Annotated in this window: 16 protein-coding genes; 4 read left to right on the forward strand and 12 right to left on the reverse strand. The window is 51.0% G+C overall.

Annotated elements, in window-relative coordinates; translation table 11 throughout:
- Nucleotides 1-26 precede the first annotated feature (26 nt).
- The 5 genes from QP938_11715 to QP938_11735 form a co-directional block, all read right to left on the reverse strand.
- Nucleotides 27-1,322, reverse strand: coding sequence for a hypothetical protein (locus tag QP938_11715; GenBank protein ID WIO73955.1), 1,296 nt, complete (start codon nt 1,320-1,322; stop codon nt 27-29).
- A gap of 25 nt (nt 1,323-1,347) precedes the next feature.
- The gene (gene paaY, locus QP938_11720) at nt 1,348-1,944 is read right to left on the reverse strand and encodes a phenylacetic acid degradation protein PaaY (protein ID WIO73956.1); all 597 of its coding nucleotides are present in this window, start codon (nt 1,942-1,944) and stop codon (nt 1,348-1,350) included.
- A gap of 259 nt (nt 1,945-2,203) precedes the next feature.
- Nucleotides 2,204-2,653, reverse strand: a complete 450-nt coding sequence (gene secB, locus QP938_11725; GenBank protein ID WIO75661.1) for a protein-export chaperone SecB — start codon at nt 2,651-2,653, stop codon at nt 2,204-2,206.
- A gap of 181 nt (nt 2,654-2,834) precedes the next feature.
- Nucleotides 2,835-3,101 carry a glutaredoxin 3 gene (grxC, locus tag QP938_11730; GenBank protein WIO73957.1) on the reverse strand — a complete coding sequence of 89 codons (267 nt, stop codon included), beginning with the start codon at nt 3,099-3,101 and terminating at the stop codon, nt 2,835-2,837.
- Nucleotides 3,101-3,517, reverse strand: coding sequence for a rhodanese-like domain-containing protein (locus QP938_11735; GenBank protein ID WIO73958.1), 417 nt, complete (start codon nt 3,515-3,517; stop codon nt 3,101-3,103). The genes grxC and QP938_11735 overlap by 1 nt, the downstream gene beginning before the upstream one ends.
- Before the next feature lie 186 nt (nt 3,518-3,703).
- Here QP938_11735 and gpmI point away from each other — a divergent pair, with 186 nt between their 5' ends.
- The 4 genes from gpmI to QP938_11755 all read left to right on the forward strand — a co-directional run bounded on the left by gpmI (nt 3,704) and on the right by QP938_11755 (nt 8,213).
- Nucleotides 3,704-5,239 carry a 2,3-bisphosphoglycerate-independent phosphoglycerate mutase gene (gene gpmI, locus QP938_11740; GenBank protein ID WIO73959.1) on the forward strand — a complete coding sequence of 512 codons (1,536 nt, stop codon included), beginning with the start codon at nt 3,704-3,706 and terminating at the stop codon, nt 5,237-5,239.
- An 8-nt stretch (nt 5,240-5,247) separates the two neighbouring features.
- Nucleotides 5,248-6,432 carry a peptidoglycan DD-metalloendopeptidase family protein gene (locus tag QP938_11745; protein ID WIO73960.1) on the forward strand — a complete coding sequence of 395 codons (1,185 nt, stop codon included), beginning with the start codon at nt 5,248-5,250 and terminating at the stop codon, nt 6,430-6,432.
- A 121-nt stretch (nt 6,433-6,553) separates the two neighbouring features.
- Entirely contained in the window at nt 6,554-7,879 is a 1,326-nt protein-coding gene (locus tag QP938_11750) for a S41 family peptidase (GenBank protein WIO73961.1), read from the forward strand.
- Between the two features lie 97 nt (nt 7,880-7,976).
- Complete coding sequence (locus tag QP938_11755) at nt 7,977-8,213, forward strand: DUF6316 family protein (protein WIO73962.1); 237 nt, start codon at nt 7,977-7,979, stop codon at nt 8,211-8,213.
- A 33-nt stretch (nt 8,214-8,246) separates the two neighbouring features.
- Here the strand turns inward: QP938_11755 and hisF are convergent, their stop codons facing one another.
- From hisF to ribBA, 7 genes are all read right to left on the reverse strand, one after another.
- The gene (gene hisF / locus QP938_11760) at nt 8,247-9,035 is read right to left on the reverse strand and encodes an imidazole glycerol phosphate synthase subunit HisF (protein ID WIO73963.1); all 789 of its coding nucleotides are present in this window, start codon (nt 9,033-9,035) and stop codon (nt 8,247-8,249) included.
- A 52-nt stretch (nt 9,036-9,087) separates the two neighbouring features.
- Nucleotides 9,088-9,675, reverse strand: a complete 588-nt coding sequence (gene ribA, locus QP938_11765; GenBank protein ID WIO73964.1) for a GTP cyclohydrolase II — start codon at nt 9,673-9,675, stop codon at nt 9,088-9,090.
- Nucleotides 9,676-9,874: 199 nt separating this feature from the next.
- A complete protein-coding gene (locus QP938_11770; GenBank protein ID WIO73965.1) occupies nt 9,875-10,375 on the reverse strand; it encodes a phosphatidylglycerophosphatase A in 501 nt (166 codons plus the stop codon).
- Nucleotides 10,356-11,318, reverse strand: a complete 963-nt coding sequence (thiL, locus tag QP938_11775) for a thiamine-phosphate kinase (GenBank protein WIO73966.1) — start codon at nt 11,316-11,318, stop codon at nt 10,356-10,358. The genes QP938_11770 and thiL overlap by 20 nt, the downstream gene beginning before the upstream one ends.
- Nucleotides 11,319-11,359: 41 nt before the next feature.
- Nucleotides 11,360-11,797 (reverse strand): transcription antitermination factor NusB, encoded by a 438-nt coding sequence (gene nusB, locus QP938_11780; GenBank protein ID WIO73967.1) that lies wholly within the window; start codon nt 11,795-11,797, stop codon nt 11,360-11,362.
- A gap of 55 nt (nt 11,798-11,852) precedes the next feature.
- Complete coding sequence (ribH, locus tag QP938_11785; protein WIO73968.1) at nt 11,853-12,323, reverse strand: 6,7-dimethyl-8-ribityllumazine synthase; 471 nt, start codon at nt 12,321-12,323, stop codon at nt 11,853-11,855.
- Nucleotides 12,324-12,430: 107 nt separating this feature from the next.
- Nucleotides 12,431-13,543, reverse strand: a complete 1,113-nt coding sequence (ribBA, locus tag QP938_11790) for a bifunctional 3,4-dihydroxy-2-butanone-4-phosphate synthase/GTP cyclohydrolase II (protein WIO73969.1) — start codon at nt 13,541-13,543, stop codon at nt 12,431-12,433.
- Nucleotides 13,544-13,550 lie beyond the last annotated feature (7 nt).

The raw sequence follows: 13,550 nt of genomic DNA on the forward strand, positions 1-13,550 counted from the left end.
AATCTTCCATAAAATGGATTTAAAACTCAAACATCATTTCCCCAAATCACTTTAATGCTTCGACCATCTTTTACTTCGCTAAAAGGCCCTTCGTAACTGGCTTCACCATTTTCAACTTTAATTTCACTACCATCATACGGATTTATCTCACCATGACTATTTAAGTCTTCCATAGAACTTGACTGCACTATCGCTCTAGCCAAAGATAATAGGCAATCAATGTCATGAACCCGAGCAAAATAGGTGTAATAAGTATCGGCATCCGGGAAAGCATGAGCTGACAGGAATGGGTTATAGACTTTTTGCCAGAATGGCCAGCCTGATATAGATTCAGTTTTTTTGAGAACCTTATTAAATTGCTCAGGGCTCATCTCCCCCTTTTCTATAAGCCTCTCCCACTCAGGAAACCTCTCATTTGCTGCCGAATTTGGTTTACTAAGCCATTTTTTTACAGAATAAATAAAACTTTCAGGAGCCCCATAAAGAGAATCTTCAAAATCACTAAATAGCAACCACCAATCCTCTGACTCATTCAAGCCCACAAAGAAAAGGAGTTCTCGTTTCAAGACCTCATCAAAACTTCTTTCCAACTGTGTTAGTGGATTGAGGACAGAAAGTAATTTATCTTTTTCATAACGGCTTATGTGTTCTTGCCTCATCAAGAACACAGAAAACTTAATCGACCTTTGAAGAACAACCACTCGAACCATCTTATCAATTAGAGTATCCACTGCAGCCAACTGACGACGATTAGAGCCAAGGTCATCAATTACATTTTGAACAGCGCTGGAAACCTTCCCTGCTGATACCAAGTAAACTGCTTCCAGAAAAAACACATCCTGAGCCCTCAACAATTGGTATGCGCTTGGCATCTGTTCCAGATACGTGGGGTCAGTCAGTGTAGAAAAAGCAGGAAACTGATAAAGCTCTTTATATCGCTTCAAATATAAAGAATTGTCTCGAATAAGAGATAGAATGGAGTCTGGATTATCAAATAACCGTTGCAAGCAGTCAAAGTCATCCAGATCACATGGAACTGTTATGCCTGATTCAGGAAATACTGACTTCTCATCTAACTGATCTTCCAGACCATTAAGAATACGATCAACTCTGGACATTCCAGCATTTAAAGGGCTTTCCTTTTCAGGGCATTCAAAGCCCATCAGGTAAAGGTAAGCATTTTTTTCATCAGGTGGGTGATTATTTTCCTCCACTAACCATTTTTGAATTTCAGGGTTCAGTTTTTCATCAATGCTATACAGCCATACCAAAACCACCAAACAAACAACAAAAATTTCGATGCAACTTAAAAATCTTTTCATCGCCTTCTCCCTGGCTACTTTTAGTTTACTTATTCTCAAACAACGGCTTCACATCCCCAGCCTCAATCCGTCGCCGATTCGGCTCCACCTCGGTAAGCGGCTCCACCTCTTTTAGCGTATTTTTACAGCGCACTGCCAATTGATGATATTCCGCTGTCCCCTGACTCTTCCACTTCAATTGATCATCGGTTACCTGCTTCACAACTTTAGCAGGACTGCCCACCACCAGGCTGCGTGGTTCACATTTAAACGCGGCTTTTACAAAAGAACTGGCAGCGACAATGGACTCTTCGCCGATCTCGGCGCCATCCATCACCACGGCATTCATTCCAACCAAAGCATTGCGACCAATATGGCAACCGTGCAGTACTGCACCGTGGCCGATATGACCATCTACTTCCACCACTGTATCTTTGCCCGGGAATCCGTGTACAACACAGGTGTCCTGAATATTGGCCCCTTCTTTGATAACCAGCCGCCCAAAGTCTCCACGCAGACAGGCGCAGGGCCCGATGTAGCATCGCGGTCCGATAATTACATCACCGATAATTTCGGCCGAGGGATGAACATAAGCAGTTGGATCCACCACAGGGGTAATTCCATCAATCGAATAAATAGGCATATAACAGGTACTCGTTTCGAGGTGCGATTTTTGTAAGGGTACTCAGGCTGGGTCGGTCAGACAACTCTGTTTAAAGCCGGAGCCCTGATATCTCCAGACAAGGCCAATTGTGCAGGCGGCAATCCGGGGCATGGGAGTAACAGCGACATGGATTCCCGCTTTCGCGGGAATGACGAAGCATAGGCCATCGCTTGCATAAGTTTTTCCGCCCACAAAAAAGCCCGCTATAAGCGGGCTTTTTTGTATCACTTGTCAGCGATTAGTGAGTAGCTTCACCAGCCGCTTCGGCTTGCTGCTGTTCCGCTTGGGCTTTGGCTTGAGCCATAGCTTGCATGAACAGGGCATCGAAGTTGATCGGTGGCAGCATCAGTGCCGGGAAAGAACCCTTGGTCACTACGTTGTCGATAACTTCACGTGCATACGGGAACAGCATGTTCGGGCACGCAGTGTTCAGTACTTGAGCCAGTTGAGCACCTTCCAGGCCTTTTACGGTAAACAGGCCAGCCTGTTGTACTTCTACCAGGTACAGTGGCAGCTCTTCATCCTTAACAGTGATGGTCAGCTTCAGGGTCACTTCATACAGATCGTCTTCTACTTTATTGGTAGAAGTAGTCATGTCCTGGTTTACAGATGGCTTCCACTGCTTTTTGAAAGCTTCTACACCCTGTGGTGTTTCGAAAGAGAGATCTTTCAGGTACATGCGCTGCATGGCGAATTGTACTTGCGGGCGCTCCTGTTGTTCGATCGCCTGAGCTTCGGTCGCTTCGGTGTTCTCTTCCTGGGTGTTTTCGTTTGTGATTTCGTCAGTCATTGGACTCGCCTTTATATCTTGGATTGTGAAAGGGCTCAGGCCCATTTTATATTGGTTGTGGAGTCTATATGGAGACTACTCAGGCCAATTCAAGGCCTTCTAGCAAATTATTTAATTGCCCACTCATCTCGAGCCTGCGAAGGTCATCAAATCCGCCCACATGAGTGTCACCCACCCAGATTTGGGGGACGGTACGCTGGCCACTGCGCTGCATCACCTCGGCGCGCAGCTGGGGATTTCCATCAACCGGAATATCTTGATAATGCACCCCTTTTTGCTCCAGCAGTCGCTTGGCAGCAATGCAGTAAGGGCAAAAACGAGTGCCGTACACTGTAACTTTTTGCATCAGGCTTTACCGGCTACCAGCGGCAGGTTCTGGTTTTGCCACTCAACCATGCCACCGCGAATCCGGCGCACATCAAAGCCCTCTTTGCGCAACTGTTTGCCCACGTTACCGGCGTGTTGCCCCAATTTATCGACAACAATCAGGGTTTTGTTGCGGTATTTTTCCAACTCAGCTTTACGATCCGCCAGCTTGTTGTGAGGAATGTGGAGAGCCCCGGTAACATGTCCGGCCTCGTACTCTTTGCGTTCGCGAACATCCACCAACACGGCGTCGTCACGGTTGAGCAGTTGTACCACTTCACTTGTGGAGAGCAGCTTGCCGCCCTTGTTGCCCTCGGTGATAGCCAACAGGTAAACCAATACCAATCCGGCACTCACCAGTACCCACTGTTCACTGACAAATACAAAAAAATCCACGCTAGCTTTCCCGTCGGTTGATTCAAAAGGCGGCAGTATACCTGAAAACCTTTCCAGCTGGAGGGCCCCACCTCCAGAGCGACCGCGACGATGAAGATATTCACCAATGCCTCCTCAACCGTGGAGTTAACGGCCTTAAAACGGTAACATTCGCAGCTGATTTTGATTGCTAAAGATGCGGTAACCATGACGACCCAAAAGAAACCCCTGGTACTCCTGATTCTCGATGGCTGGGGGCACAGCGATGCCACCGAGCACAACGCTATTTACCACGCCAATACACCGGTATGGGACAAGCTGTGGGCAGAAGCGCCACACACCCTGATCCAGACATCCGGCATGGCAGTTGGCCTGCCAGAGGGCCAGATGGGTAACAGCGAGGTTGGTCACATGACCCTCGGTGCCGGTCGCGTGGTGTACCAAAACTTCACCCGCATCAATAAAGCCATTGCCGATGGTGACTTCTTTACCAACCCGGCCTATGTAAAAGCGGTGGATGCCTCAGTGGCTGCCGGTAAAGCCGTGCACGTTCTTGGCCTGTTGTCACCAGGCGGTGTACACAGTCACGAAGATCACATCCTAGCCGCTTGCGAACTGGCCGCCAAACGCGGCGCCCAACAGGTTTACGTGCACGCCTTTCTCGATGGCCGCGACTGCCCACCACGCAGTGCACAGCCGTCACTGGAGAAAGCCGACGCCAAACTGGCCGAACTGGGTGTTGGCCGAATCGCCACTATCTGTGGCCGTTACTTCGCCATGGATCGCGATTCACGCTGGGACCGAGTGCAAAGCGCATACGACCTTATGACTCTTGGCAAAGCTGAATTTTCCGCCGGCAGCGCCGTGGAAGGGTTACTGGCGGCGTACGAACGCGGTGAAAACGACGAGTTTGTGAAAGCGACGTCTATAAACGGTGCCGCTCCGATTGCCGATGGCGACGCGGTTCTGTTTATGAACTTCCGCCCGGATCGCGCCCGCCAGATCACCCGCGCATTTGTAGAGGCCGATTTCGACGGCTTTGAGCGCAAAGCCAAGCCTGCGCTTGCTGACTTTGTAATGACCACTGAATACGCTTCGGACATTCACACAAGCTGCGCCTTCCCGCCAGAAGCCCTGGTCAACTCTATGGGCGAATACCTGGCCAGCCAGCACAAGACTCAGCTGCGAATCGCCGAGACTGAAAAATACGCTCACGTAACCTTCTTCTACTCAGGTGGTCGTGAAGAGCTCTATCAGGGTGAGGAGCGTATTCTGGTTCCTTCACCCAAGGTTGCCACTTACGACCTGCAACCGGAAATGAGCGCTGGCGAAGTCACCGAGAAGTTGGTGGATGCCATTACCAGCGGCAAGTACGACACCCTGATTTGCAACTACGCAAACGGCGATATGGTAGGCCACACAGGGGTATTTGATGCCGCTGTTAAAGCCGCTGAATATGTCGATCAATGCCTGGGGGAAATTGTTGAAGCGGTAAAAAGTGCTGGAGGCGACTGCCTGATCACTGCCGATCACGGCAATCTGGAAGAGATGTTCGACGCCAGCTCCGGTCAGATCAGCACTCAGCACAGCACCCTGCCCGTTCCACTGGTTTACGTTGGCGACCGCAAACTCAGCCTGGCCGATGACGGCTCACTGGCTGATGTTGCCCCCACCATGCTTGCCCTTATGGGTCTGCAGCAACCGGCAGAAATGACCGGTCGTTCGCTGGTAAATCCGGAATAATTCTATCCATGCAGGCAAAGCCGACCAAAGTTAAACGGCAGCTCCTTAGAGGGCTGCCTCTGGTTGGCTTGGCAATTTTCTTGCTTCACGCCGTTTCATTCAGCGTTTGGGCAGACAGCGATGGTGCCGAAGAGGAGCGTAAACTCAAGGCCCTGAAAGCCCGCATCGAAAGCCTGCAAAAAGAGATTCAGTCCCGTACTGCCGATCGAGACAAAGAGAGCCAGGCACTTCGCAACACCGAGGTGGCGGCCGGCAAGCTGCGTAAGCAAATTCACGGCTCCGAACAAAAACTCAGCGCACTTCGAAAAGAGCTGGCCGACCTGCAAAAACAACGCACCGAACTGCAAGCTGCCAAGCACGAACAGGAAGGCCGGATCGGCCAGCACCTCAATGCCGCCTATCGACTCGGTCGCGAAGAGCAGATCAAGCTGTTGCTCAATGCGGAAGATCCGGCACGCTTCAATCGTTTATTGAAGTACCACGATTACTTTGTGCAAGCACGGGCCGACAAAATCAAAACCTTTTTGTCTACCATTGAAACTCTCTCCGAAGTGGAGAAGTCCATCGCGGCAAAAGAACAGCAGCAATTAGCCGAGCGCGACTCCCTAACGGAAAAGCAGGCGCAGCTTAATCAACAGATAAAAGAACGCCAGAAGATAGTCGCCAGCCTCAACAGCGCGATTACCAGCGACCAAAAAAACCTGTCCAAATTGCACAGTGAACGCAAAGCGCTGGAAGAGGTTTTGCGCGAGCTTGAAAAGGCGATTACCGACCTCGCTATGCCCCAAAACAATCAGCCTTTTGCCAAGCGCCAGGGCAAAATGAGTTGGCCGGTTAAGGGTCGGGTTACCAAGCGATTCGGCAACTCAAGGACCGCAGATATTCGCTGGAATGGCTGGTTGATGAGTGCCCGTGAAGGCACTTCAGTTCACGCCGTGCACCACGGTCGAGTGGTATTTTCTGATTACTTACGCGGCCACGGTTTGCTACTGATTATTGATCATGGCGATGGCTACATGAGCCTCTACGCTCACAATCAGGTACTTCTTAAAGATACTGGTGACTGGGTTCAGTCTGGAGAGCTGATCAGTCGAGTGGGCGATTCCGGAGGGCTTGGCGAAACGGCGCTTTATTTTGAAATTCGCAAAGATGGCAAACCCCGCAATCCGGCGAAATGGCTATCCAGTAAATAGCCCTTCCCCCTCCACACGGACAAACGGCGTTAGCTCCTGCACTGCCGGTACGGAAACTCTTTCCATTTTCCAGGTTCCAACCCTACACTGACTATAGAACCGTTGAATGCAGGAATACCCGATGTCCATCCGCAAGCCGTGCTGGCTGTCCGCTCTACCCATAGCACTGTTACTGAATGCCTCCGTACTGCAGGCCAATGAGCCCGCTCCAGAGGTTCCCGACAATGCCCGCCTGCCACTGGAAGAGTTGAGACTCTTTACCCAGGTATTCGAACAGATTCGTCAAACCTATGTCGAACCGATTGACGATAAAACTCTGCTGGAACACGCCATAGCAGGACTGCTTACCGGCCTCGACCCACACTCTGTATATCTGGATGAACAAGCGTTTGCGAATCTGCAGGAAAACACAAATGGGGAGTTCAGCGGCATCGGCATTGAAGTGGACATGGAAGATGACCAGGTACTGGTTATTGCCCCAATCGACAACTCGCCAGCCAAAAAGGCGGGCATTAAGGCTGGTGACCGCATCATTAAAATTGATGAGCACCTGGTAAAAGGCATGACCCAGGCTCAGGCCATAGAACGCATGAGGGGACCGATTGGCAGCATGGTATCGCTAACCATACTGCGCAGTGGGGAAACAGCCCCTTTGGAAATCAAACTGGCGCGAGGCACCATAAAAACCAATAGTGTTTCCAGTCGTGTATTGGAGCCGGGCTACGGATATATAAGAATTTCCCAGTTCCAGCTGGATACTGGCACCCAGTTCCGGAACAACCTGATTTCATTGATGCACACGGAGAAACCTCTGAAAGGTTTGCTGCTTGATCTACGCAACAATCCCGGTGGCTTGTTACCAGCCGCAATTGATGTGGCCGACACTCTATTGGATGGCGGCATAGTTACCTACACCAAAGGACGCCTCTCCAGTTCTAACCACGAATACGCAGCCAGCCCTGGAGATATCACCAGTAATATTCCAATCGTTGTAATCATTAACGGCGGCTCTGCTTCGGCATCCGAAATCGTTGCAGGCGCTCTTCAGGATCACCAAAGAGCTGTAATCCTTGGCACCCAGAGCTTCGGTAAAGGCTCGGTACAAACAGTCATGCCAATCAGTGAAACCCAGGCAATCAAATTGACCACTGCCCGTTACTTCACACCTGCCGGAAGGTCTATACAGGCGCAAGGCATCAAACCGGACATTCTGGTTGAACGCGCCCAGATAACTGCTGTTGAACCCAGTTTCGGCATTCGCGAGGAAAATTTAATAGGCCATCTGGAGAATGGAGACCCCTCTTCAGCCAATACACCATCAAAACTGGACTTCAGCGCCGATAACCAGTTGTTTGAAGGCCTGAATGTTCTAAAAGGTGCTCATATTCTCAGTCGAAAAGAGACAAAGGCCGACCAAATTGGTGATCTGGGTCACAAAATTAACTGACACAAAAATAAAATTAAGCCACATTACCTGCGGGGTTATACAGGGAATGTGACTCGGGGAGTACAAAAAAACACAACAACAACTCTTGGAGAACATTGTGAAGTCAGACCTAAGAGCGGGTGAATTTAATCCACCCAAATCAATTCGCAGTGACAGGTTTTTCAACCTGAACAACTACTGGTTTTTTGCCACCAGAGAAGGAGCGTCGGTAGGTCCTTACGACTCAAAAGAGCAAGCAGTACAGGGTGTGGCTGACTACATCGAGTTTGTCGGCAGCGCAGACCCTATTTCAATGGATTTTTTCAGGGCTCGGGATAAAGCGTTAGCTTCCTGATCCTGAATCAACAAGCTCCATCAGGAGCTTGTGTTACTGCGACAAAAGCGCTTGGCGAACCTCGACACCGTGGTTCGCCAAGTGTGTTTTGGCTTCTTGAATGCTGTACTCACCGAAGTGAAAGATGCTTGCGGCAAGCACTGCATCGGCACCGCCTTCCTGAATACCATCAACCAGGTGCTGCAGGTTACCCACTCCACCTGAAGCAATAACCGGAACTGCCACCGCATCAGAAACCGCCTTGGTAAGTTTCAAATCAAAACCATTTTTGGTGCCATCGCGATCCATACTGGTCAACAAGATCTCACCTGCGCCATAACTTACCATTTGCTTCGCCCATTCAACCGCATTGATCCCGGTAGGCTGGCGGCCACCATGTGTGAAGATCTCCCAACGCATTGGCTCACCTTCCGCGGAAACCTGCTTGGCATCAATGGCTACCACAATGCACTGGGCACCAAAACGATCAGCGGCCCGACGAACAAATTCCGGATCTTTCACTGCCGCTGAATTGATGGCAACTTTATCAGCGCCAGCATTAAGCAGTGCACGAATATCATCGAGCGTTCTTACTCCACCGCCTACAGTCAATGGAATAAATACCTCACTGGCCATACGCTCAACGGTTTGCAGAGTGGTTGCCCGCCCTTCGTGAGTAGCACTGATATCGAGAAAAGTAATTTCGTCAGCACCGGCTTCGTTGTAGCGCTTGGCCACTTCTACCGGGTCACCGGCGTCACGAATATCGACAAATTGAACCCCTTTGACAACACGGCCGTTATCAACATCGAGGCAGGGAATAATACGTTTGGCGAGGGACATGGCAGTTACTCAATATCAGGCTGAATTAAAAGCGTGGTCGGGCCTGGGCCCCTTAATCGAACAAGTGACCAAGCTTGCCCGCTTTTGTTTCCAGGTACTTCTGGTTGTGTGGATTGCGACCGGTTTGAAGAGGAACCCGTTCCACCACCTCAACTCCGTGAGCGGCAATGGCTTTCACCTTGCGCGGGTTGTTGGTCATCAACTTAACCTTCTGGATATGCAGATGTTCTAACATTGGCTTGCAAATCGAGTAATTACGCATATCTGCGCCAAAGCCCAGCTTTTCATTGGCCTCAACGGTGTCATGGCCTTCGTCCTGCAAGTGATAAGCCTTGATCTTGTTCAGCAGGCCAATGCCCCGACCTTCCTGACGCAAGTAAAGAATCACTCCACGGCCCTCTTCCGCGATCCGCTGCATTGCAGTCTGCAATTGCGAACCGCAATCACAGCGCTGGGAAAACAGGGCATCCCCGGTGAGACACTCAGAATGCACTCGCATCAAAACCGGTTCATCACCGGATAAATCCCCCATCGTAAGGGCGATGTGTTCCTTGTTGTTTTCACGATCATCAAACCCGTGAATGGTAAACACACCATAAGGGGTTGGCAGTTGGGAAGATTCCACAAATCTGAGGGTCACGGGTTACTCCGGGATCTGTTCATTCAGGCATTGCACTCTTTATTCATGCATTGCCAAGGGCGCGCCTATTGTAGCGGCGAACCGCGTTGAGTAAAGGTTTTAGTATTTGGTGGAAAGCACCAAAACATCACGCTCTTGCTCCATTTCCAGCAGCTTTAGGAAACTGTTGCCCCTGGAGGGTGAACACTGTTACGAGTCATTATCCGGTAAATTGATACACAGAAAACAGTATAAGCCAGCTGTAAACACCGGCGAGCAGATCATCAACCATTATGCCAACACCACCGGACACCCGCTTGTCACACCAGCCTATCGGCCAGGGTTTGGCGATATCAAAAATACGAAAAAGCACGAAACCTGCGGCGATCCACGGCCAAGTTGCTGGAATTGCTGTCATTGTGAGCCAAAAACCAACATATTCATCCCAAACAATTCCGGGGTGGTCATGCACCCCCAAATCCTTGGCGGCCTTACCGCACAGGTAGCATCCCAACAGTGCTGTCACCAGAATCATTGACAGGTAAATTGGCAAGGGCAGATGCGCCATAGGCAGGTATAACAGCACTGCCATCACTGTACCAACTGTACCGGGCGCTTTGGGCGAAAGACCGGAGCCAAACCCGAAGGCCAACAGATGAACAGGGTTCTTTAGCAGGCTCAAAAAGCCGGGTGTTGGTATTTTAGAAGTGGCTGTATCCATTAGAGTGAGTACTCACTTTCTTGTTATGACTGTCCAGGCAATACACGCCATTGCCTTCGATAATTCGACCTATCCGGTGAACAGGTGTATCTGTATCTTTGGCTATTTGCGCCAACTCCCCAACAGCCGACTCGGGTACGGTGAAACAGAGTTCATAATCATCCCCACCACTCAGCACCCATTGTTGCAGTTGTTGGACTGCGATACCGCTGACTGTGCTCAAAAGCGGCAATGCCTCCAGCGAGAGCTCGGCGCCCACACCGCTGAGCCGACAGATGTGTCCAAGATCCGCCAGCAGGCCGTCGGAAACATCAATGGTTGCACTGGCAAGATTTCGCAATTGTACCCCGAGGGCCAGTCGCGGCACTGGGCCAACAAAATAGTCGACCAGCTGCTGATACTGCTCGGCAGCAAGCCCTTCCAGCTGCCCAAGTACCGCTGCCAGCCCCGCCGCCCCCTTACCGGGTTGGCCGCTGACAAAAACCAGGTCACCGACTTGGGCACCGGAACGGGTCAGCGCAGCACCTTTTGGCACCACACCATGGATGGCAATTGTTACGGTAAGTGGACCGCGGGTGGTATCACCACCAATCAGCGAGCATCGATATTGTCTTGCAGCCTTTGCCAACCCCTCACTGAACCGTTGCAACCAGTCGGGATTGGATTCAGGCAGGGTTAACGCCAGCGTGAACCAGCGCGGTTCGGCTCCCATCGCCGCAAGATCGCTGAGGTTTGTCAGCAACGTACGTGCGGCGATATAGCCGGGGTCGAGATCTTCGGGGAAATGTACGCCGCTCACCAGGGTATCGGTGGCGACCACCAGTTGCTGGTCTGCAGGGACATTCACTACAGCGGCATCATCACCGATTCCCAACACCAGGCCCGGTGACAGCTCCTGAAGATCGGAAAAATAGCTTTTGATCAGGTCAAATTCGCCGATCATGATTACCCCTGCTTCAACTACCTACCAAGCGGCCTGCAGTCTCAATTGCGAGCAGCTTTGACTTCAATGGCACGCTTGTCGGCGGCCACTTTGTCCATTACGCCGTTTATGTATTTGTAGGAGTCGGTCGCACCAAACTTCTTAGCCAGAGAAACCGCTTCATTGATTACTACTTTATACGGAACATCAAGACGGAACAGCATCTCGTAGCAGCCCACTTCCAGCACAGCGCGAGCAATTGGGTCGAGGCCGTCCAACTCACGATCCAAATATGGTTTATAGGCGGATTCTATCTCGCCAATACGCTTGGGAACACCGTGAAAAATTTCCTGGAAAAAGTCTACGTCGACTTTTGACATATCGTTATCAGTACGAAATTCCGCATCGATATCCACCAGGGCATTACCGCTCATACGCCATTGGTAGAGGGCCTGCACCAGCAGATGACGGGCTTTTTTACGTTCGGATGGTTTGCTCACAATTTTCTCTCTTCAGTGTGTCACCCTGAGCGCAGCAAAGGATGACAATAATCAATTAAAGGGTGCGAAACAGCGACAGCATTTCCAATGCAGTCAACGCGGCTTCTTCGCCTTTGTTCTCTTCATTGTCAGCAGAACGCGCCTGGGCCTGAGCCAGATCATCGGTAGTCAGCAGACCAAAAGCGACTACCTTGTTCTCTTTCAGGGCCACTTCACCCAGACCGCGAGTGGTTTCGCTGCACACGTAGTCGAAGTGCGGGGTGTCTCCACGAATCACACAGCCCAGTGACAGCACCGCATCGAAACGACCGGTTTGCAATACACGCTGGGTAGCCAACGGAAGCTCAAAGGCACCGGGGACACGGAACAGTTCCAGGTTGTGCTCGTCAAAACCGTGACGAGCCAGTGCACGCTTGGCACCGTTCAGCAAACCCTCTGTGATTTCGCCATTCCAGCGTGCAACCACTACAGCGATTCGCGCTTCACCAAATTCAAAACTGCCTTCGTCGGGACGGTATTCACTCATTGTTTTGTTCCTGCTGTTTATTGTCATTCCCGCGAAGGCGGGAATCCATCTCAGGGATTCACATTAACCCTGGATTTCCGCCTGCGCGGAAATGACAGTGCCTGGCACTATTCACAATCAATCATTTCGACCACTTCCAAGTCAAACCCTGAAAGGCCGGTAAATTTAAATGGCGCACTGAGCAAGCGCATTTTGGTCACTCCCAACTCACGCAATATTTGCGAGCCTGTACCTACCTGCTGATACACCATTGGAGCTTTGGAGGACTTGGGCGGCGCTTCTTCAAACAGGTGCTCCAGCTGCTGCTCGACATCTTCCGCATCTTCTTCATGGCAGAGTAACACCACTACTCCGCGACCTTCCTCAGCAACTTTCTGCATAGCCTTCGGAAAGTTCCAGCTGGCGTGCTTGCCACCCGGGTAGTGCAGGGTAAATACATCGCGCAGCATACTGCCTACATGAACACGCACCAGCGGCGCTTCGTCACCACTGATATCTCCTTTCACAAAAGCGAAGTGCTTTTCACTGCGCGCCACATCCATAAAGGAGTGCAACTCAAATTCGCCGTAGTCGGTATCGACTTTACGAGTGGCGATGCACTCAACCGTTTTTTCAGTAGCGATGCGGTAGTGAATCAGGTCGGCAATGGTGCCGATTTTCAGACTGTGTTTTTTGGCAAACTTTTCCAGATCCGGACGGCGTGCCATGGTGCCGTCTTCATTCATGATCTCGACAATTACCGCTGCCGACTCATATCCTGCAAGGCGCGCCAAGTCACAACTGGCTTCGGTATGACCAGCTCTGCTCAATACACCACCAGGCTGGGCCATGATCGGGAATATATGGCCGGGCTGAACAATATCCGAAGGCTTGGCGTTGGGAGCCACCGCCGCCTGAATAGTGCGGGCGCGATCGGCAGCAGAGATGCCGGTTGTAACACCTTCGGCTGCTTCGATAGACATGGTGAAGTTAGTGCCAAACTGGGCACCACTCACCCCCACCATCAACGGAAGGTTGAGCTGTTGGCAGCGCTCTCGGCTCATCGGCATACAGATCAGGCCGCGGCCTTCAGCAGCCATAAAGTTGATATCGTCCGGACGCACCTGCGAAGCAGCCATCACCAGATCGCCTTCGTTTTCGCGATCCTCGTCGTCCATCAGAATAACCATCTTGCCCTGGCGAATATCTTCGATCAGTTCTTCGGTTGTATTCAGTAGCATTGTCTTC

The organism is Porticoccaceae bacterium LTM1, assembly GCA_030252795.1.
Lineage (GTDB): Bacteria > Pseudomonadota > Gammaproteobacteria > Pseudomonadales > Porticoccaceae > SCSIO-12696.

Bases quoted from the DNA above. Each gene is read 5' to 3' on its own strand.
- grxC (WIO73957.1), bottom strand. From the start codon at position 3,101: ATGCAAAAAGTTACAGTGTACGGCACTCGTTTTTGCCCTTACTGCATT.
- ribBA (WIO73969.1), bottom strand. From the start codon at position 13,543: ATGCTACTGAATACAACCGAAGAACTGATCGAAGATATTCGCCAGGGC.
- QP938_11750 (WIO73961.1), top strand. From the start codon at position 6,554: ATGTCCATCCGCAAGCCGTGCTGGCTGTCCGCTCTACCCATAGCACTG.
- secB (WIO75661.1), bottom strand. From the start codon at position 2,653: ATGCAGCGCATGTACCTGAAAGATCTCTCTTTCGAAACACCACAGGGT.
- gpmI (WIO73959.1), top strand. From the start codon at position 3,704: ATGACGACCCAAAAGAAACCCCTGGTACTCCTGATTCTCGATGGCTGG.
- thiL (WIO73966.1), bottom strand. From the start codon at position 11,318: ATGATCGGCGAATTTGACCTGATCAAAAGCTATTTTTCCGATCTTCAG.
- QP938_11715 (WIO73955.1), bottom strand. From the start codon at position 1,322: ATGAAAAGATTTTTAAGTTGCATCGAAATTTTTGTTGTTTGTTTGGTG.
- paaY (WIO73956.1), bottom strand. From the start codon at position 1,944: ATGCCTATTTATTCGATTGATGGAATTACCCCTGTGGTGGATCCAACT.
- hisF (WIO73963.1), bottom strand. From the start codon at position 9,035: ATGTCCCTCGCCAAACGTATTATTCCCTGCCTCGATGTTGATAACGGC.
- QP938_11745 (WIO73960.1), top strand. From the start codon at position 5,248: ATGCAGGCAAAGCCGACCAAAGTTAAACGGCAGCTCCTTAGAGGGCTG.
- QP938_11770 (WIO73965.1), bottom strand. From the start codon at position 10,375: ATGGATACAGCCACTTCTAAAATACCAACACCCGGCTTTTTGAGCCTG.
- ribH (WIO73968.1), bottom strand. From the start codon at position 12,323: ATGAGTGAATACCGTCCCGACGAAGGCAGTTTTGAATTTGGTGAAGCG.